Origin of the sequence: Pseudonocardia sp. ICBG162 (genome assembly GCF_020496225.1) — a bacterium.
GTDB lineage: Bacteria > Actinomycetota > Actinomycetes > Mycobacteriales > Pseudonocardiaceae > Pseudonocardia > Pseudonocardia alni.
The window spans coordinates 368,919-395,213 of the sequence record NZ_JAHLJD010000031.1; the positions used below are offsets into that span (position 1 = coordinate 368,919).

Consider the following 26,295-nt stretch of genomic DNA (forward strand, 5'->3'; position numbering starts at 1 on the left):
CCGATGCGCGATCCGCGGGCTACTCGCTCAGTAGCGGTAGTGCTCCGGCTTGTACGGACCCTCGACGTCCACGCCGATGTACTCGGCCTGGTCCTTGGTGAGCTTGGTCAGCTCGCCACCGAGGGCCTGCACGTGGATCCGCGCGACCTTCTCGTCCAGGTGCTTCGGCAGCCGGTAGACGTCCTTGTTGTACTCCTCGTGCTTGGTGAACAGCTCGATCTGGGCGATCACCTGGTTCGAGAAGCTGTTGGACATCACGAACGACGGGTGGCCGGTCGCGTTGCCCAGGTTCATCAGGCGGCCCTCGGACAGCACGATGACCGAGTGCCCGTCCGGGAAGATCCACTCGTCGACCTGGGGCTTGATGTTGATCTTCTTGATGCCCTCGACGCGGGACAGGCCCGCCATGTCGATCTCGTTGTCGAAGTGACCGACGTTGGCGACGATCGCCTGGTGCTTGGCCCGCTTGAGCAGGTCGACCGTCAGGATGTCCTTGTTGCCGGTCGCCGTGACGATGATGTCGGCCTGCTCGATGACCTGGTCCAGGGTCGCGACCTGGTGGCCCTCCAGCAGCGCCTGCAGCGCGCAGATCGGGTCGACCTCGGCGACGATGACGCGCGCGCCCTGGCCCGCGAGGGCCTCGACCGAGCCCTTGCCGGTGTCGCCGTAGGCGGCCACGACGGCCACCTTGCCGCCCAGCAGCACGTCGGTGGCCCGGTTGAGGCCGTCGACCAGCGAGTGGCGGATGCCGTACTTGTTGTCGAACTTCGACTTGGTGACCGAGTCGTTGACGTTGATCGCCGGGAAGAGCAGCTCGCCGCGCTCGGCCAGCTGGTACAGCCGGTTGACGCCGGTGGTGGTCTCCTCGGTGACGCCGCGGATGTCGGAGTTGATCGTCGTCCAGCGCTGCGGGTCCTCGGCGAGGCTGCGGCGCAGGGTGTCGAACACGACCCGCTCCTCGTCGGAGACGGACAGATCGTCGTCGTCGAAGCTCGGCACGACGCCGGTCTTCTCGAACTCGACGCCCTTGTGCACGAGCAGGGTGGCGTCGCCGCCGTCGTCGAGGATCATGTTCGGGCCGACGACGTTGCCGTCGGCGTCACGGAACTTGAACAGCTGCTCGGTGCACCACCAGTAGTCCTCCAGCGACTCGCCCTTCCAGGCGAAGACCGGGACGCCCTGGGGGTTCTCCTCGGTGCCGTGCGGACCCACGACGGTCGCGGCGGCCGCGTAGTCCTGGGTGGAGAAGATGTTGCAGGACACCCAGCGGACGTCGGCGCCGAGCGCGACGAGGGTCTCGATGAGGACCGCGGTCTGGGTGGTCATGTGCAGCGAGCCGGCGATCCGCGCGCCGGTCAGCGGCTTGGACTCCCCGTACTCACGGCGCAGGTCGATCAGGCCCGGCATCTCGTTCTCGGCGAGCCGGATGTCCTTGCGGCCGTACTCCGCCTCGGAGATGTCGGCGATCGCGAAGTCCAGGCCGCCGGCGTGCTGCAGCTTCGGGTGATCGGTCATGGGGTGGGTGCGCCTCCTCAGGCGTAAGAGTCGTACTCGTCGGCACGACGGGTGCGGTCCGACCGGGAGGAGGAGCGGCGTACACGGTTCACGGCGTCCTCCCTCCTCGTCGGAGACAGGCGCCCTTCCTCGTCCGTGCCGGCCGGGCCCGAGCGTGGCGGCCGGTGACGGCCGCTGCAGCGCCTCTCGGCGCCCGGCGATGTCGCGACCTCCATGGTTCCGAGCCACCGCGGGGGTGTCAACTCAGGCGTGATCAGCCCGTCAGGTGCTCGGCGAGCAGCCCGCCCGCCGCGACCTCGCGGCCGTGCGCGGCCAGCAGCCCGGCCGGGGCCAGCACGGACTCGCTGTCGACCCGCACCTCCGCCCGGGCCAGCAGCGGGGCCAGGACGGCGTCGTGGCGCACCGTGCGGGCCGCCGCGGCCAGCCCGGCCGCGTCGCGCTGGCGGAACACGCCCCCGGTGAGCACGACGAGACCGATCTCACCCGCGTCGACGGGGGTGTCCGGGCCGGTCCCGGGGTGCGCTGGGTCGGCCAGGACGCCGGTGTGGCGCAAGTGCCTGCGCAGCGCGACCACCGCCGCGATCGCGGCCAGCCTGCGGTCCTCGGCGGCCGCGCCCCGGTCGGCGGGCACGGTGGCCCGCGACTCCTGCAGCGCGGCGACGGCCGGGCCGAGCAGGTCGGCCTCCACCGGGTCGACGATGCCCTCGGTCTGGGCCTCCGTCAGGACGCCGACGGCGCCGTCGCGCACCCCGAGGTCGCCCTCCACGGTGGCGGCCGCCGGGCCGGGCCCGGGGCCGCTGCGGTGCACGTCGGTGGTCGCCGACCCGACGTCGACGACGAGCACCCCGGTCCCGGTCAGCCGGGCCAGCACCCCGGCCCCGTCGCCGACCGCGGCGTGCGTGGCGGAGTGGACCAGTGCGCCGAACCGGCCGGTGCCCGCCCCGAGGACGTGCCGGGCGTAGAGCGCGGCGACGGCGTCCCGCGCGGGCCCGGCGACGATCCGGCCCGGCTGCGGCGTGACGTTGGGGCAGGTCGTGACGGCCCGCCCGCCGGCCAGCAGCAGGCCGAGCGCGTCGGCGCGGGCGCCGTCGTCGACCGAGAGCAGCACCGGCCAGTGCCCGCGGGTGCGGGCCAGCCTGCCCGCGTTGTGCAGCAGCACCGCCGGGTCGGCACCGTCGGCACCGCCGAGCAGCAGCACCGCCCCGGGGCGGCGGCTCGACAGCTCCAGCACCGCGTCGGGCTCCAGCGGCCCGGGGTGCACCCCGACCACCCGGGCCCCCGCGGAACGGCAGACCCGGTGCCCGGCCTCGGTGGCGATCAACGTCTCGGCCCCGACCACGGCCAGGCGCAGTGCCCCGCCCGCCGAGGAGCAGGCCAGCACCCGCGGCGCGGCCCGCCTGCCCCGGCCCGCGGCGGCCGCCGCGGCGGCGACGGCCGCGTCGACCCCGGTGAGCACGTCGGCCGTGGTGGGGTGCTCGGCGAACCCCGCCGGGGTCCCGTCGGGCAGCACCAGCACGGCCTTGGTCCAGCAGGAGCCGACGTCGAGGCAGACCGCAGGCGAGTGCGGGTCGTCCGGCGACGCGTCGGTCATGGACGGCGAGCGTACTGCGGTCGGGCGGTCACAGGGAGTGTCCGCGGCAGATCCGTTGCGACCCGCACCTGCCCGAGAGGTGGGTGATCGCGGTCACCTCCGCCGGTAGGTTGATCGATGTGCTCGGACTGATGCAGGACCGCCCGCTGACCCTGCCGCACGTGTTCCACCGCGCGGAGCAGCTGTTCGGACGCAAACGGATGGTGACCGCTCGGCCGGACGACACCGAGGACGTCGTCACGGTGGCACAGTGGGCCGAACGGGTGCGGCGGCTCGCGACCGTCCTGGACACCCTGGGCGTCTCCGCGGACGGCCGCGTCGGCACGTTCTGCTGGAACACCTCCCGGCACCTGGAGCTCTACCTCGCCGCCCCGTGCACCGGCCGGGTGCTGCACACGCTCAACATCCGGCTGCACCCCGACCAGCTCGTCTACGTCGCCGAGCACGCCGGCGACGAGGTCGTCTTCGTCGACCGCTCCCTGCTGCCACTGTTCTGGCCGCACGTCGACCGGCTTCCCGGCGTCGCGCACGTGGTGGTGCTCGACGACGGCGCCGACGTCGCGGTCCCCGACGACCCGCGGATCCGGTCCTACGAGGAGCTCCTGGCCGCGGCCGAGCCGTTCGCGGGCCGGTTCGTCGTCGACGACGAGAACAGCGCCGCCGCGATGTGCTACACGTCCGGGACCACCGGGAACCCGAAGGGCGTGGTCTACAGCCACCGCTCGACGATGCTGCACTCGCTCGTCACGCTGATCGCCGACGGCCCGGCACTGTCCGAGCGCGACGTCGTCATGCCGGTCGTGCCGATGTTCCACGCGAACGCCTGGGGCCTGCCCTACGGCTGCCTGCTCGCCGGCACCGACCTGGTGTTCCCCGGCCCGGACCTGTCCCCCGGCGCGATCGTCGACCTCGTCGAACGGCACCGGGTCACCGTCACCGGCGGGGTCCCGACGATCTGGATGAACGTGCTGCCGCTGCTCGGCGAGCGCGACCTGTCGTCGCTGCGCACGATCTTCTGCGGCGGCTCGGCGGTCCCGAAGGCGCTGTGCGAGGAGTACCGCGTCCGGCTCGGCGTACCGCTGCTGCAGATCTGGGGCATGACCGAGACCTCGCCGATCGGCACGATGGCCGTGCTCGGCTCGCACCTCGACGGCGCCTCCGACGACGAGCTCGCCGCCGCGCGCGTCCGCCAGGGCAGGCCGATGCCGCTGGTGGAGATGCGGATCGCCGACCCCGAGACCGGCGAGGAGATGCCCTGGGACGACCACGCCACGGGCGAGGTGCAGGCGTCCGGGCCGTGGATCGCGAAGGAGTACCACAAGGGCGAGGGCGGCGGTGCTCAGTTCACCGACGACGGCAGGCTGCGGACCGGCGACGTCGCCACCGTCGATCCGTACGGCTCGTTCCGCCTGGTCGACCGCACCAAGGACCTGATCAAGTCCGGTGGCGAGTGGATCGGCACGGTCGAGCTGGAGAACGAGATCATGGCGCACCCGAAGGTGGCCGAGGCCGCGGTGATCGGCGTCGCGCACCCGCAGTGGGTGGAACGGCCGCTGGCCTGCGTCGTCGTCGAGCCGGGCGCGACGCTGACCCTCGACGAGCTGCGGGACTTCCTCGCCGACCGGGTCGCGAAGTGGTGGCTCCCCGATGCCCTGGAGCTGGTCGACGAGGTGCCGAAGACCAGCGTCGGCAAGTTCTCCAAGAAGACCCTGCGCGAGCGGTTCGCCGGCTACACCCTGCCGAACGCATGATCATCGGTACCTGAGCGCTGCCCGGCCGGGCCGTGACAGCGCTCAGGTACCGGTCGACTACTGCTCCTCGCCCCGCTGCGGGGCCCTGCGGCCGCGGGACTCGGCGGCGATCTCGGCCAGGGTCTGGCCCGTCGCCAGCCGGGAGCGCGTCCGGCCGTAGACGAAGTAGATCACCGCACCCAGCGCCATCCAGCCGAAGAACCGGATCCAGGTGTCGGCCGGCAGGAACAGCGCCACACCGAAGCAGGCCACCGCCGACACGATCGGCAGCACCGGCATGAACGGCACCTTGAACGTGCGCGGCAGGTCCGGGCGGCGCTTCCGGAGCACGATCACGCCGATCGAGACCAGCACGAACGCGGCCAGGGTGCCGATGTTGACCAGCTGCCCGAGCTCGGTGAGCTCCAGGAAGCCGCCCATCAGGGCCGCCGAGACACCGGTGATGATCGTCAGCCGGTACGGGGTCCGGAAGGTCGGGTGCACCCGGGCCAGCCACGGCGGCAGCAGCCGGTCGCGGCTCATCGCGAACGCGACGCGGGTCTGCCCCAGCATCAGCGTCATGATCACGACGGTGAGGCCGATCAGGATGCCGAAGGAGATGATGAACTCCGCCGCGGGCAGCCCGGTCGCCGCCATCGCCGCCGCGGCCGGTGCCTCCACCCCGAGCTGCTCGTAGGGCAGGATCCCGGTGTAGACCAGCGACACGATGATGTAGAGCAGGGTGGCGATGGTCAGCGACGCGATGATGCCGATCGGCATCGTGCGCTGCGGCTCCTTCACCTCCTCCGACAGCGTCGCGACGATGTCGAAGCCCAGGTAGGCGAAGAAGACCAGCGCGGCCGCGGTGAAGACGCCGGTCAGGCCGAACGCCGTGTCGATGCCGAACAGGTCCATGATCAGCGGGGTGCCCGCCGCGGTGGAGTAGTCGGCGGGCCGGGACTCGGGGACGAACGGGATCCAGTTCTCGCCCGAGACGAAGAAGACGCCGATCCCGATGATCCCGGCGACGATCACCAGCTTGAGCGTGGTGACCGTGGCGTTGACCCAGGCCGACAGCTTGATGCCGACGATCAGGACGGTCATCATCAGCAGCGCGATGAACACCGCGGGCAGGTCGATGATCCCGCCGCCGCCGGGCCCGGCGGAGACGGCCTCCGGCACCGGGAGCCCGATGCTCGCCATCACCGTGTCGAAGTAGCCACCCCAGCCCTTCGACACCGTGGCCGCGCCGAGGGTGAACTCCAGGACCAGGTCCCAGCCGATCATCCAGGCGATGAACTCGCCCATCGAGGCGTAGGAGAACGTGTACGCGCTGCCCGCCACCGGGACGGTGGAGGCGAACTCGGCGTAGCAGAGCGCCGCGAGCGCGCACACGATCCCGCTGATGAGGAACGAGAGCGACACCGCGGGGCCCGAGTAGAGCGCCGCGGCCTCGCCCGCCAGCACGAACACGCCGGTGCCGATCAGGACACCGATACCCATGATCGTGAGCTGGACCGGTCCGAGTGCCTTCTTGAGCTGGAACTCCGGTTCCTCGGTGTCCCGGATCGCCTGCTCGACCGTCTTGGTGCGGAAGATCCCGCCATTGGGGCTTCTGGCCGTCATGGCCGAAAAGATACGTTCTGTCCGTTTGATACGGAACGGCGGCGCACCCGGGAATCGGGTACGCCGCCGTCGCCGGGGGGGATCAGTCGGAGGACGTCGCCTGGGCGGGCAGGTCACCCCGCTCGCGACGGCCGAGGATCGAGTTCTTCCGCGAGTAGGAGAAGTACACGATCACGCCGATGACCATCCAGATGACGAACCGCAGCCAGGTCTCCACCGACAGGTTCAGCATCAGCCAGACGCAGGCGAGCACGGCCAGGATCGGCACGAGCGGCACCAGCGGGGTACGGAAGCCGCGCGGCAGGTCCGGCCGGGTCCGGCGCAGGATCACCACGCCGATCGAGACCAGCACGAACGCGAAGAGCGTGCCGATGTTGACCATCTGCTCGAGGTCCTGGGCCGGGAAGAACGTCGCGACCAGGGCGATGACGACGCCGATCAGCCAGGTGGCGCGCCCCGGGGTGCCGAAGCGGTTGGTCTTGGCCAGCGCGGTCGGCAGCAGCCCGTCGCGCGACATCGCGAAGATGACGCGGATCTGGCCGAGCATCAGCACCATGACGACCGTGGTGAGGCCGAGCAGCGCGCCGACGGCGATGATCGTCGCCGCCCAGTTGATGCCGAGCGAGGCGAACGCCGTGGCCAGCGTGGCGCGGGTGCCGTCGGGCTTCGTGGCCAGGTCGGTGTAGGGCACCATGCCGGTGATCACGAGCGCGACGGCGACGTAGAGCACGGTGACGATCGCGAGCGAGCCGAGGATGCCGCGCGGCAGCGCCTTCGACGGGTTCTTGGTCTCCTCCGCCGTCGTGGCGACGGCATCGAAGCCGATGAAGGCGAAGAACACGATCGCGGCGGCGGCGAACACGCCGTAGACCCCGAAGACGCTCGACGAGGCGCCCCCGAAGAACGACAGCAGCGACTGCTGGATGCCGGTGCCGGTCTCGACCGTGCCGGGCGTGGGCTCCGGGACGAACGGGGTGTAGTTCGCCGCGTTGATGAAGAAGGCGCCCAGGATGATCACGAACAGCACGATCGCGACCTTGATCGTGGTGATCACCAGGCTGACCCGGCTGGACAGCTTCGTGCCGCGGTAGAGCAGGAACGCCAGGACGACGACGAGCAGCAGCGCGCCCCAGTCGAAGGAGAAGAAGCTCCCCAGCTCGAACGAGGTCGAGACCTCGATGCCGATCAGGCCGAGGGTCTGGGCGAGGTACTCCGACCAGCCCTTCGACACGTAGGCCGAGCCGACCGCGAACTCCAGGACCAGGTCCCAGCCGATGATCCAGGCGATGAACTCGCCCAGGGTGGCGTAGGAGAAGGTGTAGGCGCTGCCGGCGACCGGCACCGTCGAGGCGAACTCTGCGTAGCAGAGCGCGGCCAGGCCGCAGGCCACCGCGGCCAGCACGAACGACAGCGACACCGCGGGTCCCGCGATGTTGCCGGCCGTGCTGGCGGCCAGGGTGAAGATGCCGGCGCCGATGACCACCGCGACCCCGAAGACGATCAGGTCGATCGTCCCCAGGTCCTTCTTCAGCCGGGTGTCCGGTTCGTCGGTGTCCCGGATGGATTGCTCGACCGTCTTGGTGCGGAACATGCCGCCACCACGGCTCGTGACCGTCATGGGCGGTGAAGCTACGACGTCGTTGCGTCCTGCGTCACGTCTCCGTGCACAGATTTGAGGTCACGATGCTGTTGCGCCGTCGAACCCGGCCGGTCAGAGGGTGTCGTGCGGCAGGCCGTGCGCCTGCGCGACCTCGTGCGACAGCAGCGTCCCGGCGTGGGTGGACAGGCCCGCGGCGAGGTGCGGGTCGGCCTCGGTCGCGGCCCGCCAGCCCTGGTCGGCCAGGCGCAGCACGTGCGGCAGCGTCGCGTTGGTGAGCGCGCGGGTCGAGGTGTGCGGCACCGCGCCGGGCATGTTCGCGACGCAGTAGAAGACGGTGTCGTGCACCCGGTAGGTCGGGTCGGCGTGGGTGGTGGGCCGCGAGTCCTCGAAGCATCCGCCCTGGTCGATCGCGATGTCGACGAGCACGGCGCCGGGCCGCATCTGGGAGACGAGCTCGTTCGACACCAGGGTGGGCGCCTTGGCCCCGGGCAGCAGGACCGCGCCGATCACGAGGTCGGCGCTGGTCACCGCCTCGCGCACGGACAGCGCGGTGGAGTACTGGGTGCGCACGGCACCGGCGTACTGCTCGTCGATCGCGCGGAGCTTGTCCACGTCGACGTCGAGCACGGTCAGCTTCGCGCGCATGCCGGCGGCGATGGCGATGGCGTTCGCCCCCGCGACACCGGCACCGAGCACGACGACGTCGGCACCCGGCGCGCCCGGGACGCCGCCCAGGAGCATGCCGCGCCCGCCCGCCGAGCGCATGAGGTGGTAGCCGCCGGCCTGCGGGGCGAGCCGGCCCGCGACCTCGCTCATCGGGGCGAGCAGCGGCAGCCGGCCACGGGAGTCGGTGACGGTCTCGTAGGCGATGGAGGTCGTCCCCGCCGACAGCAGCGCGTCGGTGCAGGCGCGCGACGCGGCCAGGTGCAGGTAGGTGAACAGCGTCAGGTCCGGGCGCAGGTGGCCGTACTCCGAGGAGATCGGCTCCTTCACCTTGAGCAGCAGCTCGGCCGAGCCCCACACCTCGGCGGTGTCGGACACGATCTGCGCCCCGGCCTCCTTGAAGTCGGCGTCGGAGATCGCGGACCCGGCGCCGGCGTCGTGCTCGACGACGACCTCGTGCCCCCGCCCGACGAGCTCGTGCACCCCGGCGGGCGTGAGCGCCACCCGGAACTCGTTGTCCTTGGTCTCCTTCGGCACCGCGACGCGCATGTCCCTCTCCTCCACTCGGCCCGCTATCTGCGTCAATGGTGAAGAAACATCGATAAGCTGCCAACAGAACTGAACAAGATTCTCGGAGGCCTTCTGTGAACGATGATTCCTCGAATACGCGGCGGATCAGGCCGTCACCGTCGAACCCTGTTCGGCTCGACGGGGTCGACCGCGCCCTGCTGCGCCAGCTGGAGCGGGATGCCCGGACACCGAACAACTCACTCGCGGCGGGCGCGGGGATCGCCCCGTCGACCTGCCTCGGCCGGATCCGGGCGCTGCGCGAGCGCGGGGTGATCCGCGGCTACCACGCCGATGTCGACCCGGCGGCGACCGGCCACCCGCTGCAGGCCATGATCTCGGTCCGCCTGCAGTCCGACGCCCGCGACCGGCTCGCCGAGTTCGTGACCCGGGTGTCCCGCCGCCCCGAGGTCCGCGACGTGTACTTCCTCGCCGGCGACGACGACTACATGATCCGGGTCGCGACCGCCGACACCGTGGCCCTGCGCGACCTGGTCGGCACGCTCAACGCCTGGGCCGAGGTCGCGGGCACCCGGACGTCGCTGATCTTCGAGCACCACCGGGCGCCCGACACCTACTGAGCCCCGTCGTAGCCGTGGCGGAGCAGGGCGAACGCCGCGTCGAGGTGCTCGCGGGCCCGGCCCGACTGCTCGCGCAGCAGCGGCGGGATCCCGACGACGACGTGTGCGAGCACCCGGTCCGCCGGTGCCGGCTCGGCGCGCCCGGCGTCCGCCGCGAGTGCCGCGGCCAGCGCCGCCTCGTGCCGGGCCCACATCCGGCGCGCGTGGTCGCGCAGGCTCGGCGCCGCGTCGGTCAGCGCGCGGAACCGCTCCATCTCGGCCGCCGACGGCCGTCGCGCGGCGGGCGGGCCGTCGACCCGCGCGAGCAGCCAGGCGTACAGCCCGTCGACGACGTCGGTGCCCGGCGCGCGGTCGCGCACCGCGGCCACCAGCTCGGACTCCTGCTCGGTGTCCTCGTCGAACAGCAGCGCCTCCTTGCTGCCGAAGTGCTTGAACAGCGTGGTGACCGAGACGTCCGCGGCCTCGGCGATCTCGGCGACGGTCACCTCGTCGAAGCCCCGGTCGAGGAACAGGCGCAGTGCGGCGTCCGCGATGCCCTGGCGGGTGGTGGCCTTCTTGCGTTCGCGGCGTCCGGGTGCGGTCACGGCGACAGGTTAGCGCAGTCACTCTGAAAGTGAAGTCACTACACTTTTCAATCGACTTCACCTACAGTCGTGGCCGACCCACTCGCACTCCCCCCACCCCGGAGGCCACCATGACCACCCCACCGCACGTCCTCGTCACCGGAGCCGGACCCGGCGGCCTGACCCTCGCCCGCGTCCTGCAGCGCCACGGCGTCGCTGTCACCGTGCTCGAACGCGAGGCCGACATCACCACCCGCGACCAGGGCGGCACCCTGGACATGCAGCGCGACAGCGGGCAGGTCGCGCTGTCCGCCGCCGGTCTGCTGGAGGAGTTCCTGCGCGTGTCCCGGCCCGAGGGCCAGGACATGCGGATGCTGGCCCCGGACGGCGCGGTCCTGCTCGACGAGCGGGCCGCCCCCGGCGAGCTGTTCAACCCCGAGATCGACCGCGGCGACCTGCGTGCGCTGCTGCTCGGGTCCCTGGCCCCCGGAACCGTGCGCTGGGGCACGCGGCTGGACCGTGTCGAGCACCGCGACGACGGCAGGCTCGACGCCGTGCTCGCCGGACCGCCCGACGGCACCGGCCCCGGCACGCGGGAGCGGGTCACGGCCGACCTCGTCGTCGGGGCGGACGGGGCACGCTCGCGGGTGCGACCGCTGCTGTCGGCGGCGACGCCGTCCTACACCGGGGTGACCTTCGTCGAGCTGCGGGTCACGCCCGCGTCGTTCCCGGGCCTGGAGGCGCTGGGGGGATGACCACCCGCGCCGCCGGACGGGCCCTGTTCTGCCAGCGGCTCGGCGACGGCTCGGCCCGCGTCTACGCCGGGTTCCACCGTCCGCCCGGCTGGGCCTCCGAGCACGGCCTCACCACCACCGCCGGGGTGCTCGCCGACCCGGCCGCGGCCCGCGCCGTGCTGCTCACCGCGTTCGCGGGCTTCGCCCCCGAGCTGCGCGAGCTGATCGTCCGGTGCGACGACCGGATCGTCGAGCGGCCGCTGGAGATGCTGCCCGTCGGGCACCGCTGGGACCCGGTCCCGGGGGTCACGCTCATCGGCGACGCGGCGCACCTGATGTCGCCGTTCTCCGGGCAGGGTGCCAACTCGGCCATGCTCGACGCCGCCGACCTGGCCCGCGAGGTCGCCGCGACCCCGCACGACCTCACCGGCGCGGTCGCCCGCTACGAGGCGACGATGTTCCCGCGGGCGGAGCACAACGCCGCCGGCGCGGCGCAGGGGCTGGAGCGCTTCTTCTCGGCGGAGGCGGCCGCCGACCCGGTCGCGGTGTTCGCCGAGGTGATGGCCGAGGTCGGTGCGGCCGGGGCGCACGGCGACGCCGACGGGACCGACCCCGCCGCGGCCCGCCGCACCGGGTGAGCCGGGACGCGGTGGCCCGCGGCGCGGCGGGCCACCACCAGGAGACCCGCAGCGCGACGGGCGAGAGCGCGGTGGGCTACAGCGCGTCGCCGGACAGGAAGACGGTGGCCCCGTCCTCGCCGGTGGTCAGGACGGCGCCGCTGTCGGCCGCGGAGAGGAACACCGCGCGGCCGCGGGGCAGCTCGACGGTGACACCCCCGGTGTCGACCGCGGCGTCACCGTCGACGCACAGCAGGATGCGGGCGCCGGTGCCGGGGACGTCCAGCTTGTCCCGGCCGTCGGTGACCGCACGGCGGAGCAGGAACTCCTCGACCGGCACGTCGTAGCGGTGCCAGCCGTCGGCGCCGGGGTCGGGGACCGGGGCGCGGACCGGCGGCGGCGGGGCGGTGAAGTCGAGGACGCGCAGCAGCTCCGGCACGTCGACGTGCTTGGGCGTCAGCCCGCCGCGCAGCACGTTGTCGGAGTTGGCCATCACCTCGATGCCCGCCCCGGACAGGTACGCGTGCAGGTTCCCGGCCGGCAGGTACAGCGCCTCGCCGGGGGCCAGGGTGATCCGGTTGAGCAGCAGCGCGGCGAGCACGCCCGCGTCGTCGGGGTAGCGCTCGGACAGGTCGAGCGCGGTCTTCGCCTCGCCGGTCCACTCCTTGGCGGTGCCGCGCTCCAGCAGCCGGACCGCACCGTCCTGCAGGGCCGGGACGAGGCCGTCGAGCACCGACTGGGGCAGCGTGATCCAGGTGGTGAACAGCGCGCGCAGCCCGTCCGGGCACGGCTGGCCCGCGAGCAGCTCGGTGTAGGCGGCGAGCTCGGGGACGTCCAGGGCGCGCAGCAGCTCCACCGTGCGGGCCGGCTCGCGGAACCCGACCAGCGCGACGAACTCGGTCAGCGCGCAGATCAGCTCCGGCTTGTGGTGGGCGTCGCGGTAGTTGCGGTCCGGCGCGTCCACCGCGATCCCCGCGGCGTTCTCCCGCTCCCAGCCCTCGCGGGCCTGCTCCAGGCTCGGGTGGGCCTGCAGGCTCAGCGGCTCCTCGGCGGCCAGCACCTTCAGCAGGAACGGCAGCCGTCCCTCCCAGCGGTCGCGGCCCGGGCCCAGCGCGGCGACCGGGTCGGCGGCGATGAGCTCGTGCAGCGGGCGGGTGCCCCCGGCGACCGTCGACGGGGCGGCCGGGTGCGCGCCCAGCCACAGCTCCGCCTGCGGGTGCGGTGACGGGACGGGCTCGCCGAGCAGCTCGGCGATGACCGTCCGCGAGCCCCAGGCGTAGGTGCGGATCGGGTTCTCCAGCAGTTCCACGGGTCTCCCGGTGTCAGGTGCGCGGGGTCAGGTGATCAGGGTGGCGCCGGTCGCCAGGCCGAGGTACACGGCGGCGATGTCGGCGCGCAGGGCGAGCACACCGGCCCGCAGCAGCGCCGCGTCGCGGGTGCCGCGCGGGATCTCGTCGACCGGGTGCGCCAGGTCGGCGTTCGGCCACTCCCGGCCGAGCACCCGGCGGCTCACCGACTGCGGGTCCTCCTCCCCCGTGCCGAGCAGCACCAGCCGCGGCGGCGGCGCGTCGCCGCCGGGGGCCGGGTCGTCGAACGGGTCGTGGAAGATGTCGCCCCCGCCCCGCTCGGACAGGTCGACGGCGACGCGCAGCCCGGCCAGGGTGCCCGCCTGCGCGAGCCCGTCGGCGTGCGCGACGACGCCGGCGTGGGTGGCCAGCGCCAGCGCGCCGTGCCGGGCCACCGCGGCGGCGGCCGGGTCCACGCCCCACAGCAGCGGCGTCCGCTCGGCCAGCCGCAGCGCGAGTGCCTTCGCCGGGTTCACGAACGGCTCGTGCGCGGGCTGGCAGCGCTCGGCCTCGGCGTCCAGCGCGTCGGCCAGCGCCTCGAGCCGGGCCGGGACCTCCTCGCTGCGCATCCCGGGCAGCAGGTCCAGCTCGGCGACGGCGACCAGCGCGACCGTCAGCGCCTGGGCGAACCCGAGCCCCTCGGGTAGCGGGATGCGCGGCTCGACCAGCCGGGCGCGCCCGGCGCCGGCCTGGGCGACCGGCCCGGAGTCCGGCGCGGACAGCACGACCTCGGCGCCGCGGTGCACCGCGACGGCGACGGACTCGGCCAGCTCCGGGTCGGTGGGGTCCGCGGAGTGCGCGACGACGACGTCCAGCAGCCCGATCCAGCCCGGCAGCCGCTCGGCGGCCACGACCGGCACCGGACAGCGGTCCCCGAGCAGGGCCGTGACGAGGTCGGCCACCACCCCGGAGACACCGGGCCGGTGCAGCAGCACCAGCGCGCGCGGACGGTGCCCGCGCAGCCGGTCCAGCCCGGCCTGGCCCGCGGTGTACAGCGCGGAGCGGACCTGGGCGCCCGCGGTCGCGGCGGCCCGCAGGACGCCCGTGGTGTCCCGCGCCGCCAGCCCCTCGGGATCGGCCAGCAGCGTGTCGTCGAGCACCCCGTTCACCCGTCGTCCCGTCCGTCCCCCGCCGGCCCGGTCCCGGGCAGCGCCTCGTCGAGGAGCAGCACCGGGATCCCGTCGGTCACCGGGAACGCGCGACCGCACGCCGTGCAGGTCAGCCGGTCCTCACCCGGGGTCAGTACCGCGTGCGCGTCGCACGGGCAGGCCAGGATCTCCAGCAGCTGGGGGTCGAGCTGTAGGGCCACGGTTCTCCTCGTCGTCATGTCGCGCTCTCGATGCTGCCACCCGGTACCGACACTCCGCGGCAGCCGACCGGGTACGGACGCCATCACCGCAGGTGTGCGGGGCCGCGCGATCAGGCGCGCACGACCGCCAGCACCTCGTCCACCAGGGCACGGACGGCCGCGTCGTCGGCCGCCTCGACGTTGAGCCGCAGCAGCGGCTCGGTGTTCGAGGCCCGCAGGTTGAACCACGACCCGTCCGGCAGCGAGACGGTCAGGCCGTCGAGCCGGTCGAGCTCGACGCCGTCGCGCGGGCCGAAGACGCCCTCGATCTCGGCGACCCGCGCGGCCTGGTCGTCGACCGTCGAGTTGATCTCCCCGGAGGCGGCGTAGCGGTCGTAGCCCGCCATCAGCCCGGACACCGTCGCGCCGGCGGCGGCCGCCCGGTGCTCGCCGAGCGCGGCCAGCAGGTGCAGCGCCGCGAGCATGCCGGAGTCGGCCTTCCAGAAGTCGCGGAAGTAGTAGTGCGCGGAGTGCTCGCCGCCGAACACCGCGCCGGTCTCGGCCATCGTCTGCTTGATGAACGAGTGACCCACCCGGGTGCGGACCGCGCGGCCGCCGTGCTCGGCGACCAGCTCCGGGACCGCCCGCGAGGTGATCAGGTTGTGGATGACGGCGACGTCGGACTCCCCCGCCGCGTGCGCCCGGGCGAGCTCACGGGCCGCGACCAGCCCGGTGATGGCGCTGGGGCTCACCGCCTCGCCCCGCTCGTCGACGGCGAAGCAGCGGTCGGCGTCGCCGTCGAAGGCCAGGCCGAGGTCCGCGCCCTCGGCGACGACCCGCTTCTGCAGGTCGACCAGGTTCGCCGGGTCCAGCGGGTTCGCCTCGTGGTTCGGGAAGTTCCCGTCGAGCTCGAAGTACAGCGGCACGACGCGCACGTTCAGGCCGTCGAACACCGTCGGGACGGTGTGCCCGCCCATCCCGTTCCCGGCGTCGACGACGACGGTCAGCTCCGGGGAGGCGTCCAGCGAGGTCAGGTCGACCAGGCCGCGCAGGTAGCGCGCGTAGCCGGTGAGCATGTCCTCGGTGCGCACGGCACCCGGCGTCGGGACCTCGGGGACCCCGGAGTCGAGGAAGCGGCCCGCCTCGTCGCGGATCGTCGCGAGGCCGGAGTCCTGGCCGACCGGGACGGCGCCGGCGCGGCACAGCTTGATGCCGTTGTAGGCGGCCGGGTTGTGGCTCGCGGTGAACATCGCGCCGGGCAGGTCCAGCGTGCCGGAGGCGTAGTAGAGCATGTCGGTGCTCGCGAGCCCGATGTCGACGACGTCGAGCCCCTGCCCGCTCACCCCGTCGGCGAACGCCGCCGCGAGCGCGGGCGAGCTGTCCCGCATGTCCCGCCCGACGACCACCGCCGACGGCGCCGGGTCGTCACCCGCCACGAGCCGCGCCGTCGCCGCACCCAGTGCGCGCGCGGTGGGCTCGTCCAGTTGGTCGCCGACGACACCGCGGATGTCGTAGGCCTTCACGATCGCCGAGAGGTCGGGCACGACGCACGACCCTAGCGCAGCCGTGTCACCCGTCCGCGCAGGTCTCCTCACCCCGTGGGGCGGCTCAGCCGTCCTCGGGCTTCGGGAGCACCCGCAGGTGCCCGCGCCGCCCCGTGCCGCCGGGCCGTGCGACCACCTCGACCGGCCGGTCCACCCGGCCCGCCTCGCGGACGGCGTCGGCGAGCGCGGTGAGGTCCTCGCCGCTGTGCTGGGGCTGGGCGAACTCGCCCTCGAACCGGACGACCTCCCACCCGCGGGGGGCGGTGAGGTTGTGCGCGTGCCCGGTGCACAGGTCGTAGGAGTGCGGCTCGGCCTGCGTGGCCAGCGGGCCGACGACGGCGGTCGAGTCGGCGTAGACGTAGGTGAGCGTGGCGACGGCGAGCTCGGTGCAGCCCGTCCGTGAACATCTCCGCACACTCAACACGTCGCCGACGATAGCCCGTCGCGGGCCCGCCGCCGCACTGCGACGCGCACCCCGCTCGGCGGACGGTCCGCCCGCCGCGGTCGCGGGTCACCCCCGGGTGGGGCGCGGGGGTCCTAGAATGCCCTGGTGCCCACCGCTCGTCCCGAGAACGACCGCCGGTCGCCGCGCAGCCCGCGCCGGCGGGACCGGCGAGGACGCGGCCTGCGCGGCCTGATGTACCCGGTGTCGACGCCGGCCTTCCGCACCCGCGCCGAACGCTTCGACGCGAAGGTGCTGGAGGCGCTCGAACCGATCGAGGCGCGCTGGGGCCCGGAGCTGGTCGACCTCGACCTCGCCGTCGACGACGTGCCGTCGGTCGACCGCACCTCGCCCGACGAGATCGTGTGGGGCACCGGGGTGCTGGCCGACGTCGGCGTCCCGCTGGCGCACCTCGTGCCGGCCGGGGTCGACTCCGCCGGGATGCCGACCCGGGCGCGGATCGTGCTGTACCGCCGCCCGCTCGAGGCCAGGGCGCGCAACGGCGAGGACCTCGCCGACCTCGTGCACGAGGTGCTCGTCGAGCAGGTCGCGGAGTACCTCAACATCGAGCCCGACGCCGTCGACGGCGGCTGAGCGCCCCCGCGGCACGACCCGGGGACGACGACGGGCCGGTCACCGTGACGGCGACCGGCCCTCGTGTGTTCCCCCCGGAACAGGTCAGACGGCGGCGCGGCGCAGGCGGCGCCGTTCCCGCTCGCTCAGCCCGCCCCAGATGCCGAAGCGCTCGTCCTGGGCCAGCGCGTACTCCAGGCACTCGGCCCGGACCTCGCAGCCGGAGCAGATGCGCTTGGCCTCACGGGTGGAGCCGCCCTTCTCGGGGAAGAACGCCTCCGGGTCGGTCTGCGCGCAGAGCGCGCGCTCCTGCCAGTCCGGCACCTCGTCGGAGGAACCGTCGTCCAGCAGGCCCTTCAGGTCCAGGATCTGGGCGACCTGGTCGTAGTCGGCCATCTCGTGATCGGGCCGTTCGACCGTGCCCACCGGCTCGGCCTCCACCGGCCGCAGCATCCGCATGAACCCCTCGACGTCGTCCACTCGCCCACCTCCCCGCAACGCACTGGCGAATGACACCGCTGTAAGTACAGCGCTGACACTCGCTCTGTGCAAGCCGGCTCTGCCGATTGAGTGAAGGGTCGCGCGCGGGCGTTTCCTCCGACATGGAGTATGGGTATGTGCCGTCCCTGACACGCCGCATCAGCCCCTGGTTCCTGCTGATCCTCGGCGTCACCCTTCTCGGTGGTGTTCTCGCCGCCGCCGCCGTCCCCACCCGATCGGGGGCACTGGCGACCTCCGGGATCTTCGTCATGGTGCTCGGCGGCTGGGTGGTGTCGCTGTGCCTGCACGAGTACGGGCACGCCATCACCGCCTACCGCGGCGGGGACACCTCGGTCGCGGCGAAGGGCTACCTGACCCTCGACGTGCGGCGCTACGCCGACCCCGGCCTGTCCCTGGTGCTGCCGCTGATCATCCTGCTGATCGGCGGGCTGCCGCTGCCCGGCGGCGCGGTGTGGATCAACCAGTGGGCGCTGCGGTCGCGGGCCCGGCGCAGCGCGGTCTCGCTGGCGGGCCCCGCGGCGAACCTGGCCCTCGGCATCGTGTTGATCATCACGGTGGCCGTGTTCCCGGGGATGCCGCTGCCGGTGGCGGCCGGGCTGTCCGCGCTCGCGTACTTCCAGATCATCGCGTTCGTGCTGAACATGCTGCCCGTGCCCGGCCTCGACGGCTGGGGCGCGCTGGAGCCGTACCTGTCCGCGCCGGCGCGGCGCCTCGGCGAGCGGGTCCGGCCCTGGGCACCGTTCGTGCTGCTCGCCCTGCTGCTGTTCGTGCCCGGGGTGAGCGCGCTGTTCTTCGCCGCCACCCAGCTGCTGTTCGGCGCCGCCGGCGGGGACCAGGAGCTGTTCCGGCTCGGCTACTCCGCGATGTTCTTCTGGCGCAACTTCTGAGCCCGGCTCAGCGGGCGGCGGCGACCATCGTCGCGACGGTGTCGTCGTCGGCGGGCAGCGCGTCCACCGGCCACCACCGCAGGTCCAGCGACTCGTCGCTGATCCGCGGCGTCGCGCCCGCGGGGGCGCGCACCAGGTAGCGCACGTCCAGGTGGCGGGTCGGGACCCCGAGCGAGCAGGTGACGGGGTGGACGTCGACGTGCAGCGGGTGCTCGTCGATCTCCAGGCCGTCGATCCCGGACTCCTCGGTGGCCTCGCGCAGCGCCGCGGCGCGCAGCGAGTCGTCGCCCGGCTCGCAGTGCCCGCCCAGCTGGATCCAGCGGCCCACCCGCGGGTGCAGGGTCAGCAGCGTGTGGTCCCCGCCCGCGTCGAGCAGCACCGCCGACGCGGTGAGGTGCCCGGGCACGCAGGAGCGGTCGCAGGCGTCGTCGGGGCGCGCGTCGAGGAAGGCCAGCAGCGCGTGCTGCAGGGCCCGCTGGCCGGCGTCGCGCGGGATCCAGGCGCCCAGCTCGCGGGCGGCCGTCGCCGGGGCTACCACGGGCTCACAGCTCCAGCAGGCCGTCGCCGGCCGGCCGGGGCGCACGCGGGGCGATCGGCTCGACCGGCACGCCGACGGCGACCGCACCGAGCGCCGCCCAGTCGTCGGGCAGGTCCAGGACCCGGCGGGCGACGTCCGCGGCGAAGATCGTCGAGCCGACCCAGCAGGACGCCAGCCCCTCCGCGGCCAGCGCGACCAGCAGGGACTGCACCGCAGCCCCGCCGGCGACGGTGAACATGTCCCGCTCGGCGGCACCCCGGGCCGCGTCCGGGTAGCCGTGCATCCCCGCGGTGGACCGGAACGCCAGCACCAGCTCCGGCGCGCGGCGCAGCAGGTCCCCGCGGGCGAGACGGCGCTCCACCTCGTCGGCCGGGCGCCCGTCGGCGACCAGGTCGGCGCGCCAGCGCTCGCGCAGCGCGTCGAGCACCGCGGTGCGCCGCGCCGCGTCACGCAGCCACACGAACCGGAACGGGGTGCTGTGGTGCGGCGCGGGCGCGGTCAGCGCGACGCCCACGGCGCGGCGCACGGCGTCGGCGTCGACCGGCTCGTCGGCGAAGTCCCGGGTGCTGCGACGCAGCAGGACCGCCTCGCCGCGCCCGCGGGCGATCGCCTCCTCGGTGCCCAGCCAGAACAGGTCCTCGGAGATCGGCCGGATGAGGTCACGGGCGGTCGAGCCGTCGTCGGACAGGGCCGCGCCGCGCAGCACCGCGACCGGCAGCCCGCCGAGCTTGCCCTTCACCAGGTCCGCGGCCGCGGCGATCTCGTCGGCGACGGCGATCTCGGTGACGACCAGGTCGTTGCCCTGGCCGTCGACGGCGCCGGAGTAGCCGTGCAGCACCGGCAGCCCGGCCGAGCCGATCGCGATGTCGGTCTGGCCGACCCGCCAGCTGCGCCCCAGGGTGTCGGTGACGACGACGGCGACCTCGACCCCGAGCCGCTCCCGCAGCCCGGCGCGCAGCCCGGCCGCGCTGGCGTCCGGGTCGGCGGGCAGCAGGGCGAGCTCGTCGCGGCGGACGTTGGAGCCGTCGATGCCCGCGGCGGCCTGCACGATGCCGAGCTTCCCGGCCACGATCAGCGTCCGGCCCTTGCGGGCCACCACCCGCTCGGTCTCCTGGTCGACCAGCCTGCGGCGCAGCGCGTCGCGCTCCTCCTCGTCGGCGGGGGCCGGCACCAGCCTGCCCTCGACCTTGGAGAACACCTTGCTGGTGACCACCACGACGTCGCCGTCGCGCAGCCAGGTCATCCGCTCGGCCAGCGCGGCGGTGAGGTCGTCGCCGGGGCGGAACTCCGGCAGCCCCGGGACTCCGATGATCTCCAGCTTCTGCGACGCGTGGTCGGGGAAACCCTCAGACACCGACGCCCGCCAGCTCGAACGCGGCGCGGACCATGGCGGCGGTCGCGTCGTGGTCGGTCATCAGCAGCGGCACCTCGCGCACGGTCGCGCCGGGCACGGTCGCGGCGTCGCCGGTGTGCACCAGGTAGCCGTCGAGCAGGCCGCCCTCGCCGCGGCCGCCGTAGTGCCGGCCCACGCCCTCGGCGCTGGTCTCGACGCCGATCGCGCTCAGGCAGGCGTCGGCCATGCCCCGCACCGGCGCCCCGCCGACGATCGGGGACAGCCCCACGACCTTCGCGGGCGTCGCCGCGAGGGCCTGGGCCATCCCGGGGACCGAGACGATCGTGCCGATCGACACCACCGGGTTGGACGGGGCGACGAGCACGACGTCGGCCCCGGCGATCGCGGCCCGGGCGTCGGGCAGGATCGCGGCCTGGTCGGCGCCGACCGAGGCGAAGCGGTACGCCTTCGGGGCGGCCCGGTGCCGGATCCACCACTCCTGGAAGTGGATCGCGACCTGCGGGGTCTCCTCGACCGCGGCCGGGTCCGGGTTGTCGATCACGACGTGGGTCTCGACGCGGTCGTCGGAGGCGGGCAGCAGCCGCACCCCGGGCTGCCAGCGGTGGCAGAGCGCCTCGGTGACCTGGGACAGCGGGTAGCCGGCACGCAGCATCCGGGTCCGGACGAGGTGGGTGGCGACGTCGCGGTCACCCAGCCCGAACCAGGTCGCCTCGGCGCCGTAGGCCTCCAGCTCGGCCTTGACCGACCACGTCTCGTCCGAGCGGCCCCAGCCCTTCTCGACGTCGATGCCGCCGCCGAGGGTGTACATGACGGTGTCGAGGTCCGGACAGACCCGCAGCCCGTGCAGCCAGATGTCGTCGCCGACGTTGACCACGGCCGTGACCTCGTGCGCGGACTCGCCCGACCCCACGGGGGGCAGTCCGAGCGCGTGCTTCACGCCTTGCAGGAAGCGGGCTCCGCCGACGCCGCCGACCAGAACGGTGACCTTCACACGGCGACCCTACGTCGGTCAGAACGAGCGGTAGTCGCGCGGGGAGAACCGGGGCCCGAACCGGGGACGGCGGAACCCGGACGCCTCGATGTAGCGGACCGCGCGCTGGCGCTGCGGCACGTAGGGGGCGAGCACCTCGAGCATCCCCGCGTCGTCGAGGTCGTGGCCGAGCAGCGCCCAGCCGACGGTGTTGGGCACGTGGAAGTCGCCGAAGCTGACCGCGTCCGGGTCGCCCCAGGCGCGCTGGGCGATCTCCGCGGCCGTCCAGACCCCGATGCCGCGGACCCGGCGCAGCAGCACCCGGCCCTGCTCCCCGCCCAGCTCGGCGGCCCGTTCCAGCCGGTGCGCGACGACGGCGGCGTGCAGGATCGCCGTCCGCCGCGCGTGGTCGACGCCGGCCCGGTGCCACTCCCACTCCGGCACCGCGCGGATCTGCTCGGGCGTCGGCGGGACCCGCATCCCGGCGGGCACCACCCCGGCCGGGCCCGGCGCGGGCGCCCCGAAGCGCCACGCGAGCTCGCGGAAGGAGCGGTGCGCCTCGGTGCCGGTGACCTTCTGCTCCAGCACCGCGGGCAGCAGCGCGTCCCACACCCGGCCGGTGGAGCCCAGCCGCAGCCCGGGACGGCGCCGGTGCGCGTCGGCGACGAGCGGGTGGTGCGCCACGAACGCCGACGGGTCGTCGTCGGCCCCCAGCAGCGACGGCAGCCGGTCGACCTCCCAGGCCGCTCCCGGCCCCCAGCCGGTCGCCCGCACGGTGCCGTGGGGGCCGCCGTCGGCGCGACGGCGGATCGCGACGGTGGCGGGACCTGCCGGAGTCGTCGAGACCCGCCAGATCACGGCGCCGTCGACGGCGGTGCGCCAGGTGGGGTCGCCCCGGCCGCGGCGCAGCGGGGCGAGCACGCCGTACAGGTCGAGCGGGAACGGCGGCCGCCATTCCCGGTCCACCACCACGGCGACCGCGTCCACGCCCCCGATGGTCACACGTCGGGCGAGAACCGGACCCCGTGGGGCGGCAGCGTGACGTCCGGCCACACCCGCATGTTGTGCCGCAGCTCGCAGTGCGCGCCGATCACGGCCCGGTCGCCGACCACGGTGTCGCGGACGCTCGCGCCCTCCTCGACGACCGCACCGGCCCCGATCACCGAGTTCTCCACGACCGCGCCCGCCTGCACCACCGCGCCGTCGAACAGCATGGAGCCCTCGACCCGGGCCCCGGAGCCGATCCGGGCGCCGCGGCCGACGGTCGTCCCGCCGAACACGAACGCGTCGGAGGCCACCTCGGCCCCCTCCAGCACCATCGACTCGCCGGTCGGCCCGGGCAGCGCCGCCGAGGGCGCGACCCCGCGGACCAGGTCCGCCGAGCCGTGCACCAGGTCACCGGGGGTGCCCATGTCGCGCCAGTAGGCGACGTCGACGTGGCCCTGCACGTGCGCACCGGAGGCGAGCAGGTCGGGGAACGTCTCGCGCTCCACCGACACCGGCCTGCCCTCGGGGATGGTGTCGATGACCTCGCGGCGGAAGACGTAGCAACCGGCGTTGATCTGGTCGGTCGGCGGGTCCTCGGTCTTCTCGAGGAACTCCAGCACCCGGCCGGTCGCGTCGGTGGGGACGCAGCCGAAGGCCCGCGGGTTCTGCACCCGCACCAGGTGCAGCGTGACGTCGGCACCGGTGCTGCGGTGGGTGTCGGCGACGGCGGTTAGGTCGGTGCCCGCCAGCACGTCGCCGTTGAAGATCATGACGTGCTCGGCGGAGAGCTTGCCGGCCACGTTGCGGATGCCCCCGCCGGTGCCCAGCGGCTCGGCCTCGGTGACGTAGGTGAGGTCCAGCCCCAGCGACGACCCGTCGCCGAAGTGCTCCTCGAAGGTCTCGGCCAGGTAGCTCGTGCCCAGCACCGCCCGCCGGATGCCCGCCTCGCGGATCCGCGACAGCAGGTGCGCCAGGAACGGCACCCCCGCCGTCGGCAGCATCGGCTTGGGCGCCGACAGGGTCAGTGGCCGCAGCCGGGTGCCCTTGCCCCCGACCAGCACGACCGCCTCGACGTCCTGCAACGCAGGTTCCCCCTCAGGTTCTTTCTTCTCGTTCGCGCTCAGCCGGTCCGCCGCAGCAGACCCGAGCGCACGGCCAGGCCGGCGCGCAGGGCCGCACGCAGCGGCGCGTGCACCGGACCGCGGTGGCGGTCGGCCAGGTACCGGTAGGCGCTGCGGTGGTGCTCGGCGAGCATCCGTGCCGACACCTCCGGCTTGCCCGTGGACGCTCCGCCCACGTGTACGACATCGGCGCCGGGGACGTACACGTTTCGCCATCCGGCGAGACCCAGCCGTTCGCCCAGGTCGACGTCCTCGAAGTACATGAAGTAGCGCGGGTCGAAACCGTCGACGGAGTCGAACGCGGTGCGCCGCAGGAGCAGGCACGACCCGGACAGCCAGCCGGCCGCCCGCTCGGTCAGGTCCTCGCGGCTGCGCCGGTAGGCCGCGGTCCACGGGTTCGCGGGCCAGACCGGCGCCAGCGCGGCGTGCCCGGCGCCCGCCACCAGCGACGGCACCTCGCGCGCCGAGGGGTAGACCTCGCCGGACGGCTCGCGGATCAGCGGGCCGAGCGACCCGGCCCGGGGGTGGCGACGGCCGGCGTCGAGCAGGGTGTCCAGCGACCCGGCGCCCCACTCCAGGTCCGGGTTGGCGACGACGACCCAGCCGTACCCGTCGGGCAGCGAGGCCACCCCGCGGTTGGCGGCGGCGCCGTAGCCGACGTTCTCCCCGATCGGCAGGAACGTCACGTGGTCGCGCTCGCGGGCCGCGCGCTCGGGGGCGCCGTCGACGGATCCGTTGTCGGCCAGGACGACCGGCACGTCCGTGCGGGTCGTCGCGCCGCGCAGCGAGTCGAGGAAGACGTCCAGCAGCGCGCCCGGCGAGTAGGTCACCGTGACGACGGCGACCCCGTCGCCGTAGGACCGTGCGTCGTCGGTCACGTGGCCTCCCCGTCCTTTTCGTCCACCCCGCGCATGTCCCGCAACCTAGTCAGCACCGGCGCGCCCGCGCCCGGCGGCACCGTCCGGCACCGCCCGTTCGCGCCCGCGAAGATCACACTCCGTCACCGCGACCGAGATCGCGATACCGTCACCCCAACAGCCGGACCGCCCCCGAGCAGCGACGACACGTCGTACCCGTGCGTCACCCTCAAGTCCCGGCCCCCTACGACGACCGGGCGAGCAACCCGACACGCAGGCCTGCACGACCCACGGCGCGGGCCCGGATGCTGCACCCTGGTCCCCGACCGGGGTGTCCGGTCCCAGAGACGCACGGGCCGCGCCCGGGTTCACCGGACTCCCCCGTCCGGGTGAGACGCGGCGGCGCGGACGAGACGGACCCCGAGGGGAGCGAGCATGGGCGAGGGCTACCGGGACCGCTCCCGCCCGTCGGCCGCCGAGCGCGCCGCCGCGCGGCGGTGCGGCCGCGACGCCGCCCCCGACGACCGGTACCGCTCGCCCCGGGTCCGCCCCGACACCGGCGCCGCACGCGGACGCCCCGCGGGCTCCGCGGGGTGGAGCCGGGCCGGGACCGCGACCGGCCCCGACGAGCACCCGCCGTACCCGGCGCGGGGCAGGCGCACCGGCGGACGACCGCCCCGTGGCCGCGGGCTGCTGGCCCGGCTGCGGCTCGCCGTCGCCGTGCTGTCGGCGCTGACGGTGCTGCTCACCGGCGCCGTGTGGACCCTCTACCGCGACGTCACCGGCGGCATCACCACGACGAACCTGCTGTTCGGCGGCTCCGCGGGCGGCGAGCAGAACATCCTGCTGGTCGGCGTGGACAGCCGTACCGACGCGCAGGGCAACCCGCTGCCGGCCGACGTCCTGGCCCAGCTGCGCAGCGGCGCCGAGTCCGGCGTCCTCAACTCCGACACGATCATCGTCGTGCACCTGCCCGCCGACGGCGGCAGCGCGACCGCGTTCTCCATCCCGCGCGACTCCGAGGTGTCGATCCCCGGGATCGGCCGCAACAAGATCAACGCGGCGTACCCGCAGACGAAGGCGCAGACCGCGTCCCGGCTGGTCGCCGAGGGCGTGCGCGACCCCCGGCAGATCGACCAGGACTCGTCGCAGGCAGGCCGTCAGGCGCTGATCGACACCGTCCAGGACCTCACCGGGCTGGCCATCGACCACTTCGCCGAGGTCAACCTGCTCGGCTTCTACAACCTCACCAACGCCGTCGGCGGCGTCGACGTCTGCCTCAAGGCCCCGGCGAAGGACGCCTTCTCCGGCGCCGACTTCCCCGCGGGCCCGCAGACGATCTCCGGTGCCGACGCGCTCGCGTTCGTCCGGCAGCGGCACGGGTTGGCCGGCGGGGACCTGTCGCGGATCAACCGCCAGCAGGTGTTCCTCGCCGCGGTCGCCAACAAGGTCCTCTCCTCGGGCACGCTCACCGACCCGACCAAGCTCGGCGCGCTGGTCGAGGTGATCCAGCAGTCGGTCGTCATCGACAGCGGCTGGGACCTGCTCGGCTTCGCCCGCGAGGCGTCGTCGATCGCGGCCGGGAAGATGGACTTCCTGACCATCCCCACCGGCGGCCCGGAGACCACCCGCGGCAAGGACGTGCTGCTCGTCGACCCCGCCGAGGTCCGCGACTTCGTCGCCCACCACACCGACCCCGAGCCCGAGGAGGCGGCCGTGACCTCCCCGGAGGCCGCGGCGCCGGTCGTGGCCGACGTGGCGAACGGGTCCGGGATGACCGGGCTGGCCGCGCAGGTCGCCGACACCCTGGGCCGCAACGGGTTCACCCCCGGCGAGGTCGGCAACGCCCCGGACCGCACCACCTCGGTGGTCCGCTACAGCCAGGCCGACGGCGACGCCGCCGCCCGCCGGGTCGCCGAGGCGCTGGGCGGGATCGGCGTCGAGCAGTCCGACGCCGTCGCCCAGGGCCGGGTGCAGGTGCTGCTCGGCACCGACCGCGCGAACGGCGGCCGGTCGACCTCCGCGGCGGCCGCGCCCGCCGCCGCCCCGGCGCCCTCCACCCCGCCGATCACCGCGGGCGGGGTCCCCTGCATCGACTGA

General features: G+C 74.0%; 25 protein-coding genes. 7 read left to right on the top strand and 18 right to left on the bottom strand.

The features are described from left to right. Positions 1-27: 27 nt before the first annotated feature. On the bottom strand, positions 28-1,515 hold the full coding sequence (gene ahcY, locus KPL60_RS26480; protein ID WP_226349969.1) for an adenosylhomocysteinase: 1,488 nt from the start codon (positions 1,513-1,515) through the stop codon (positions 28-30). Between the two features lie 253 nt (positions 1,516-1,768). Then, positions 1,769-3,106, bottom strand: coding sequence for a glutamate mutase L (locus KPL60_RS26485; RefSeq protein ID WP_226367534.1), 1,338 nt, complete (start codon positions 3,104-3,106; stop codon positions 1,769-1,771). 131 nt (positions 3,107-3,237) lie between these two features. On the opposite strand from KPL60_RS26485, the gene KPL60_RS26490 reads away from it, so the two are divergent. Further along, positions 3,238-4,857, top strand: coding sequence for a long-chain fatty acid--CoA ligase (locus KPL60_RS26490; protein ID WP_226367535.1), 1,620 nt, complete (start codon positions 3,238-3,240; stop codon positions 4,855-4,857). A 57-nt stretch (positions 4,858-4,914) separates the two neighbouring features. Here KPL60_RS26490 and KPL60_RS26495 read toward each other — a convergent pair whose 3' ends face one another. The 3 genes from KPL60_RS26495 to ald form a co-directional block, all read right to left on the bottom strand. Beyond that, positions 4,915-6,462 (bottom strand): amino acid permease, encoded by a 1,548-nt coding sequence (locus KPL60_RS26495; protein WP_226367536.1) that lies wholly within the window; start codon positions 6,460-6,462, stop codon positions 4,915-4,917. Between the two features lie 82 nt (positions 6,463-6,544). After that, positions 6,545-8,080, bottom strand: a complete 1,536-nt coding sequence (locus KPL60_RS26500; RefSeq protein ID WP_226349965.1) for an amino acid permease — start codon at positions 8,078-8,080, stop codon at positions 6,545-6,547. A 93-nt stretch (positions 8,081-8,173) separates the two neighbouring features. Next, positions 8,174-9,274, bottom strand: coding sequence for an alanine dehydrogenase (ald, locus tag KPL60_RS26505; protein WP_226349964.1), 1,101 nt, complete (start codon positions 9,272-9,274; stop codon positions 8,174-8,176). 95 nt (positions 9,275-9,369) lie between these two features. On the opposite strand from ald, the gene KPL60_RS34900 reads away from it, so the two are divergent. Then, entirely contained in the window at positions 9,370-9,873 is a 504-nt protein-coding gene (locus KPL60_RS34900) for an Lrp/AsnC family transcriptional regulator (protein ID WP_226367537.1), read from the top strand. Here the strand turns inward: KPL60_RS34900 and KPL60_RS26515 are convergent. Then, positions 9,867-10,457, bottom strand: a complete 591-nt coding sequence (locus KPL60_RS26515; protein ID WP_226367538.1) for a TetR/AcrR family transcriptional regulator — start codon at positions 10,455-10,457, stop codon at positions 9,867-9,869. The genes KPL60_RS34900 and KPL60_RS26515 overlap by 7 nt on opposite strands. 110 nt (positions 10,458-10,567) lie before the next feature. On the opposite strand from KPL60_RS26515, the gene KPL60_RS26520 reads away from it, so the two are divergent. Together KPL60_RS26520 and KPL60_RS26525 are read left to right on the top strand one after the other, a co-directional pair. Continuing rightward, positions 10,568-11,191, top strand: coding sequence for an NAD(P)/FAD-dependent oxidoreductase (locus tag KPL60_RS26520; RefSeq protein WP_226367539.1), 624 nt, complete (start codon positions 10,568-10,570; stop codon positions 11,189-11,191). Further along, complete coding sequence (locus tag KPL60_RS26525) at positions 11,188-11,808, top strand: NAD(P)/FAD-dependent oxidoreductase (RefSeq protein ID WP_226367540.1); 621 nt, start codon at positions 11,188-11,190, stop codon at positions 11,806-11,808. The genes KPL60_RS26520 and KPL60_RS26525 overlap by 4 nt, the downstream gene beginning before the upstream one ends. A gap of 76 nt (positions 11,809-11,884) precedes the next feature. Here the strand turns inward: KPL60_RS26525 and manA are convergent, their stop codons facing one another. The 5 genes from manA to KPL60_RS26550 all read right to left on the bottom strand — a co-directional run bounded on the left by manA (position 11,885) and on the right by KPL60_RS26550 (position 16,380). Further along, positions 11,885-13,096 carry a mannose-6-phosphate isomerase, class I gene (manA, locus tag KPL60_RS26530; RefSeq protein WP_226367541.1) on the bottom strand — a complete coding sequence of 404 codons (1,212 nt, stop codon included), beginning with the start codon at positions 13,094-13,096 and terminating at the stop codon, positions 11,885-11,887. A 27-nt stretch (positions 13,097-13,123) separates the two neighbouring features. Further along, positions 13,124-14,242, bottom strand: a complete 1,119-nt coding sequence (locus tag KPL60_RS26535; protein WP_226367542.1) for an SIS domain-containing protein — start codon at positions 14,240-14,242, stop codon at positions 13,124-13,126. Further along, positions 14,239-14,442 (bottom strand): Trm112 family protein, encoded by a 204-nt coding sequence (locus tag KPL60_RS26540; RefSeq protein ID WP_020627721.1) that lies wholly within the window; start codon positions 14,440-14,442, stop codon positions 14,239-14,241. Before KPL60_RS26540 ends, KPL60_RS26535 begins: the two co-directional genes overlap by 4 nt. A 110-nt stretch (positions 14,443-14,552) precedes the next feature. After that, complete coding sequence (locus tag KPL60_RS26545; protein WP_226367543.1) at positions 14,553-15,965, bottom strand: phosphomannomutase/phosphoglucomutase; 1,413 nt, start codon at positions 15,963-15,965, stop codon at positions 14,553-14,555. Between the two features lie 64 nt (positions 15,966-16,029). Beyond that, the gene (locus KPL60_RS26550) at positions 16,030-16,380 is read right to left on the bottom strand and encodes a DUF3499 domain-containing protein (RefSeq protein WP_020627719.1); all 351 of its coding nucleotides are present in this window, start codon (positions 16,378-16,380) and stop codon (positions 16,030-16,032) included. Positions 16,381-16,515: 135 nt separating this feature from the next. On the opposite strand from KPL60_RS26550, the gene KPL60_RS26555 reads away from it, so the two are divergent. Then, positions 16,516-17,001: a metallopeptidase family protein gene (locus tag KPL60_RS26555; RefSeq protein ID WP_208622973.1), complete on the top strand. Its 486-nt coding sequence runs from the start codon at positions 16,516-16,518 to the stop codon at positions 16,999-17,001. Between the two features lie 84 nt (positions 17,002-17,085). Here KPL60_RS26555 and KPL60_RS26560 read toward each other — a convergent pair whose 3' ends face one another. Then, entirely contained in the window at positions 17,086-17,376 is a 291-nt protein-coding gene (locus KPL60_RS26560; protein ID WP_226368242.1) for a WhiB family transcriptional regulator, read from the bottom strand. Positions 17,377-17,597: 221 nt separating this feature from the next. Here KPL60_RS26560 and KPL60_RS26565 point away from each other — a divergent pair, with 221 nt between their 5' ends. Next, positions 17,598-18,368, top strand: a complete 771-nt coding sequence (locus KPL60_RS26565; RefSeq protein WP_226367544.1) for a site-2 protease family protein — start codon at positions 17,598-17,600, stop codon at positions 18,366-18,368. Between the two features lie 7 nt (positions 18,369-18,375). On the opposite strand, the gene KPL60_RS26570 is transcribed toward KPL60_RS26565, so the two are convergent. From KPL60_RS26570 to KPL60_RS26595, 6 genes are read right to left on the bottom strand one after another with little or no spacing between them, the layout of a single operon-like run. Further along, the gene (locus KPL60_RS26570; RefSeq protein WP_226367545.1) at positions 18,376-18,906 is read right to left on the bottom strand and encodes an NUDIX hydrolase; all 531 of its coding nucleotides are present in this window, start codon (positions 18,904-18,906) and stop codon (positions 18,376-18,378) included. A 4-nt stretch (positions 18,907-18,910) separates the two neighbouring features. Continuing rightward, entirely contained in the window at positions 18,911-20,260 is a 1,350-nt protein-coding gene (locus KPL60_RS26575) for a coenzyme F420-0:L-glutamate ligase (protein ID WP_226367546.1), read from the bottom strand. Further along, on the bottom strand, positions 20,253-21,251 hold the full coding sequence (gene cofD / locus KPL60_RS26580) for a 2-phospho-L-lactate transferase (RefSeq protein ID WP_226367547.1): 999 nt from the start codon (positions 21,249-21,251) through the stop codon (positions 20,253-20,255). The genes KPL60_RS26575 and cofD overlap by 8 nt, the downstream gene beginning before the upstream one ends. Positions 21,252-21,269: 18 nt before the next feature. Continuing rightward, positions 21,270-22,217: a DNA-3-methyladenine glycosylase gene (locus KPL60_RS26585; RefSeq protein ID WP_226367548.1), complete on the bottom strand. Its 948-nt coding sequence runs from the start codon at positions 22,215-22,217 to the stop codon at positions 21,270-21,272. 11 nt (positions 22,218-22,228) lie between these two features. Continuing rightward, positions 22,229-23,299: a sugar phosphate nucleotidyltransferase gene (locus tag KPL60_RS26590; protein WP_226349951.1), complete on the bottom strand. Its 1,071-nt coding sequence runs from the start codon at positions 23,297-23,299 to the stop codon at positions 22,229-22,231. Between the two features lie 38 nt (positions 23,300-23,337). Then, positions 23,338-24,216, bottom strand: a complete 879-nt coding sequence (locus KPL60_RS26595; protein WP_226349950.1) for a glycosyltransferase family 2 protein — start codon at positions 24,214-24,216, stop codon at positions 23,338-23,340. Between the two features lie 414 nt (positions 24,217-24,630). On the opposite strand from KPL60_RS26595, the gene KPL60_RS26600 reads away from it, so the two are divergent. Beyond that, the gene (locus KPL60_RS26600; protein ID WP_226367549.1) at positions 24,631-26,295 is read left to right on the top strand and encodes an LCP family protein; all 1,665 of its coding nucleotides are present in this window, start codon (positions 24,631-24,633) and stop codon (positions 26,293-26,295) included.

What these genes read in the sequence shown, in the direction of transcription:
- KPL60_RS26490 (WP_226367535.1), top strand. Translation starts at nt 3,238, where the DNA reads ATGCAGGACCGCCCGCTGACCCTGCCGCACGTGTTCCACCGCGCGGAG.
- KPL60_RS26520 (WP_226367539.1), top strand. Translation starts at nt 10,568, where the DNA reads ATGACCACCCCACCGCACGTCCTCGTCACCGGAGCCGGACCCGGCGGC.
- ald (WP_226349964.1), bottom strand. Translation starts at nt 9,274, where the DNA reads ATGCGCGTCGCGGTGCCGAAGGAGACCAAGGACAACGAGTTCCGGGTG.
- ahcY (WP_226349969.1), bottom strand. Translation starts at nt 1,515, where the DNA reads ATGACCGATCACCCGAAGCTGCAGCACGCCGGCGGCCTGGACTTCGCG.
- KPL60_RS26525 (WP_226367540.1), top strand. Translation starts at nt 11,188, where the DNA reads ATGACCACCCGCGCCGCCGGACGGGCCCTGTTCTGCCAGCGGCTCGGC.
- KPL60_RS26500 (WP_226349965.1), bottom strand. Translation starts at nt 8,080, where the DNA reads ATGACGGTCACGAGCCGTGGTGGCGGCATGTTCCGCACCAAGACGGTC.
- KPL60_RS26600 (WP_226367549.1), top strand. Translation starts at nt 24,631, where the DNA reads ATGGGCGAGGGCTACCGGGACCGCTCCCGCCCGTCGGCCGCCGAGCGC.
- KPL60_RS26495 (WP_226367536.1), bottom strand. Translation starts at nt 6,462, where the DNA reads ATGACGGCCAGAAGCCCCAATGGCGGGATCTTCCGCACCAAGACGGTC.
- KPL60_RS26560 (WP_226368242.1), bottom strand. Translation starts at nt 17,376, where the DNA reads ATGGCCGACTACGACCAGGTCGCCCAGATCCTGGACCTGAAGGGCCTG.
- KPL60_RS26485 (WP_226367534.1), bottom strand. Translation starts at nt 3,106, where the DNA reads ATGACCGACGCGTCGCCGGACGACCCGCACTCGCCTGCGGTCTGCCTC.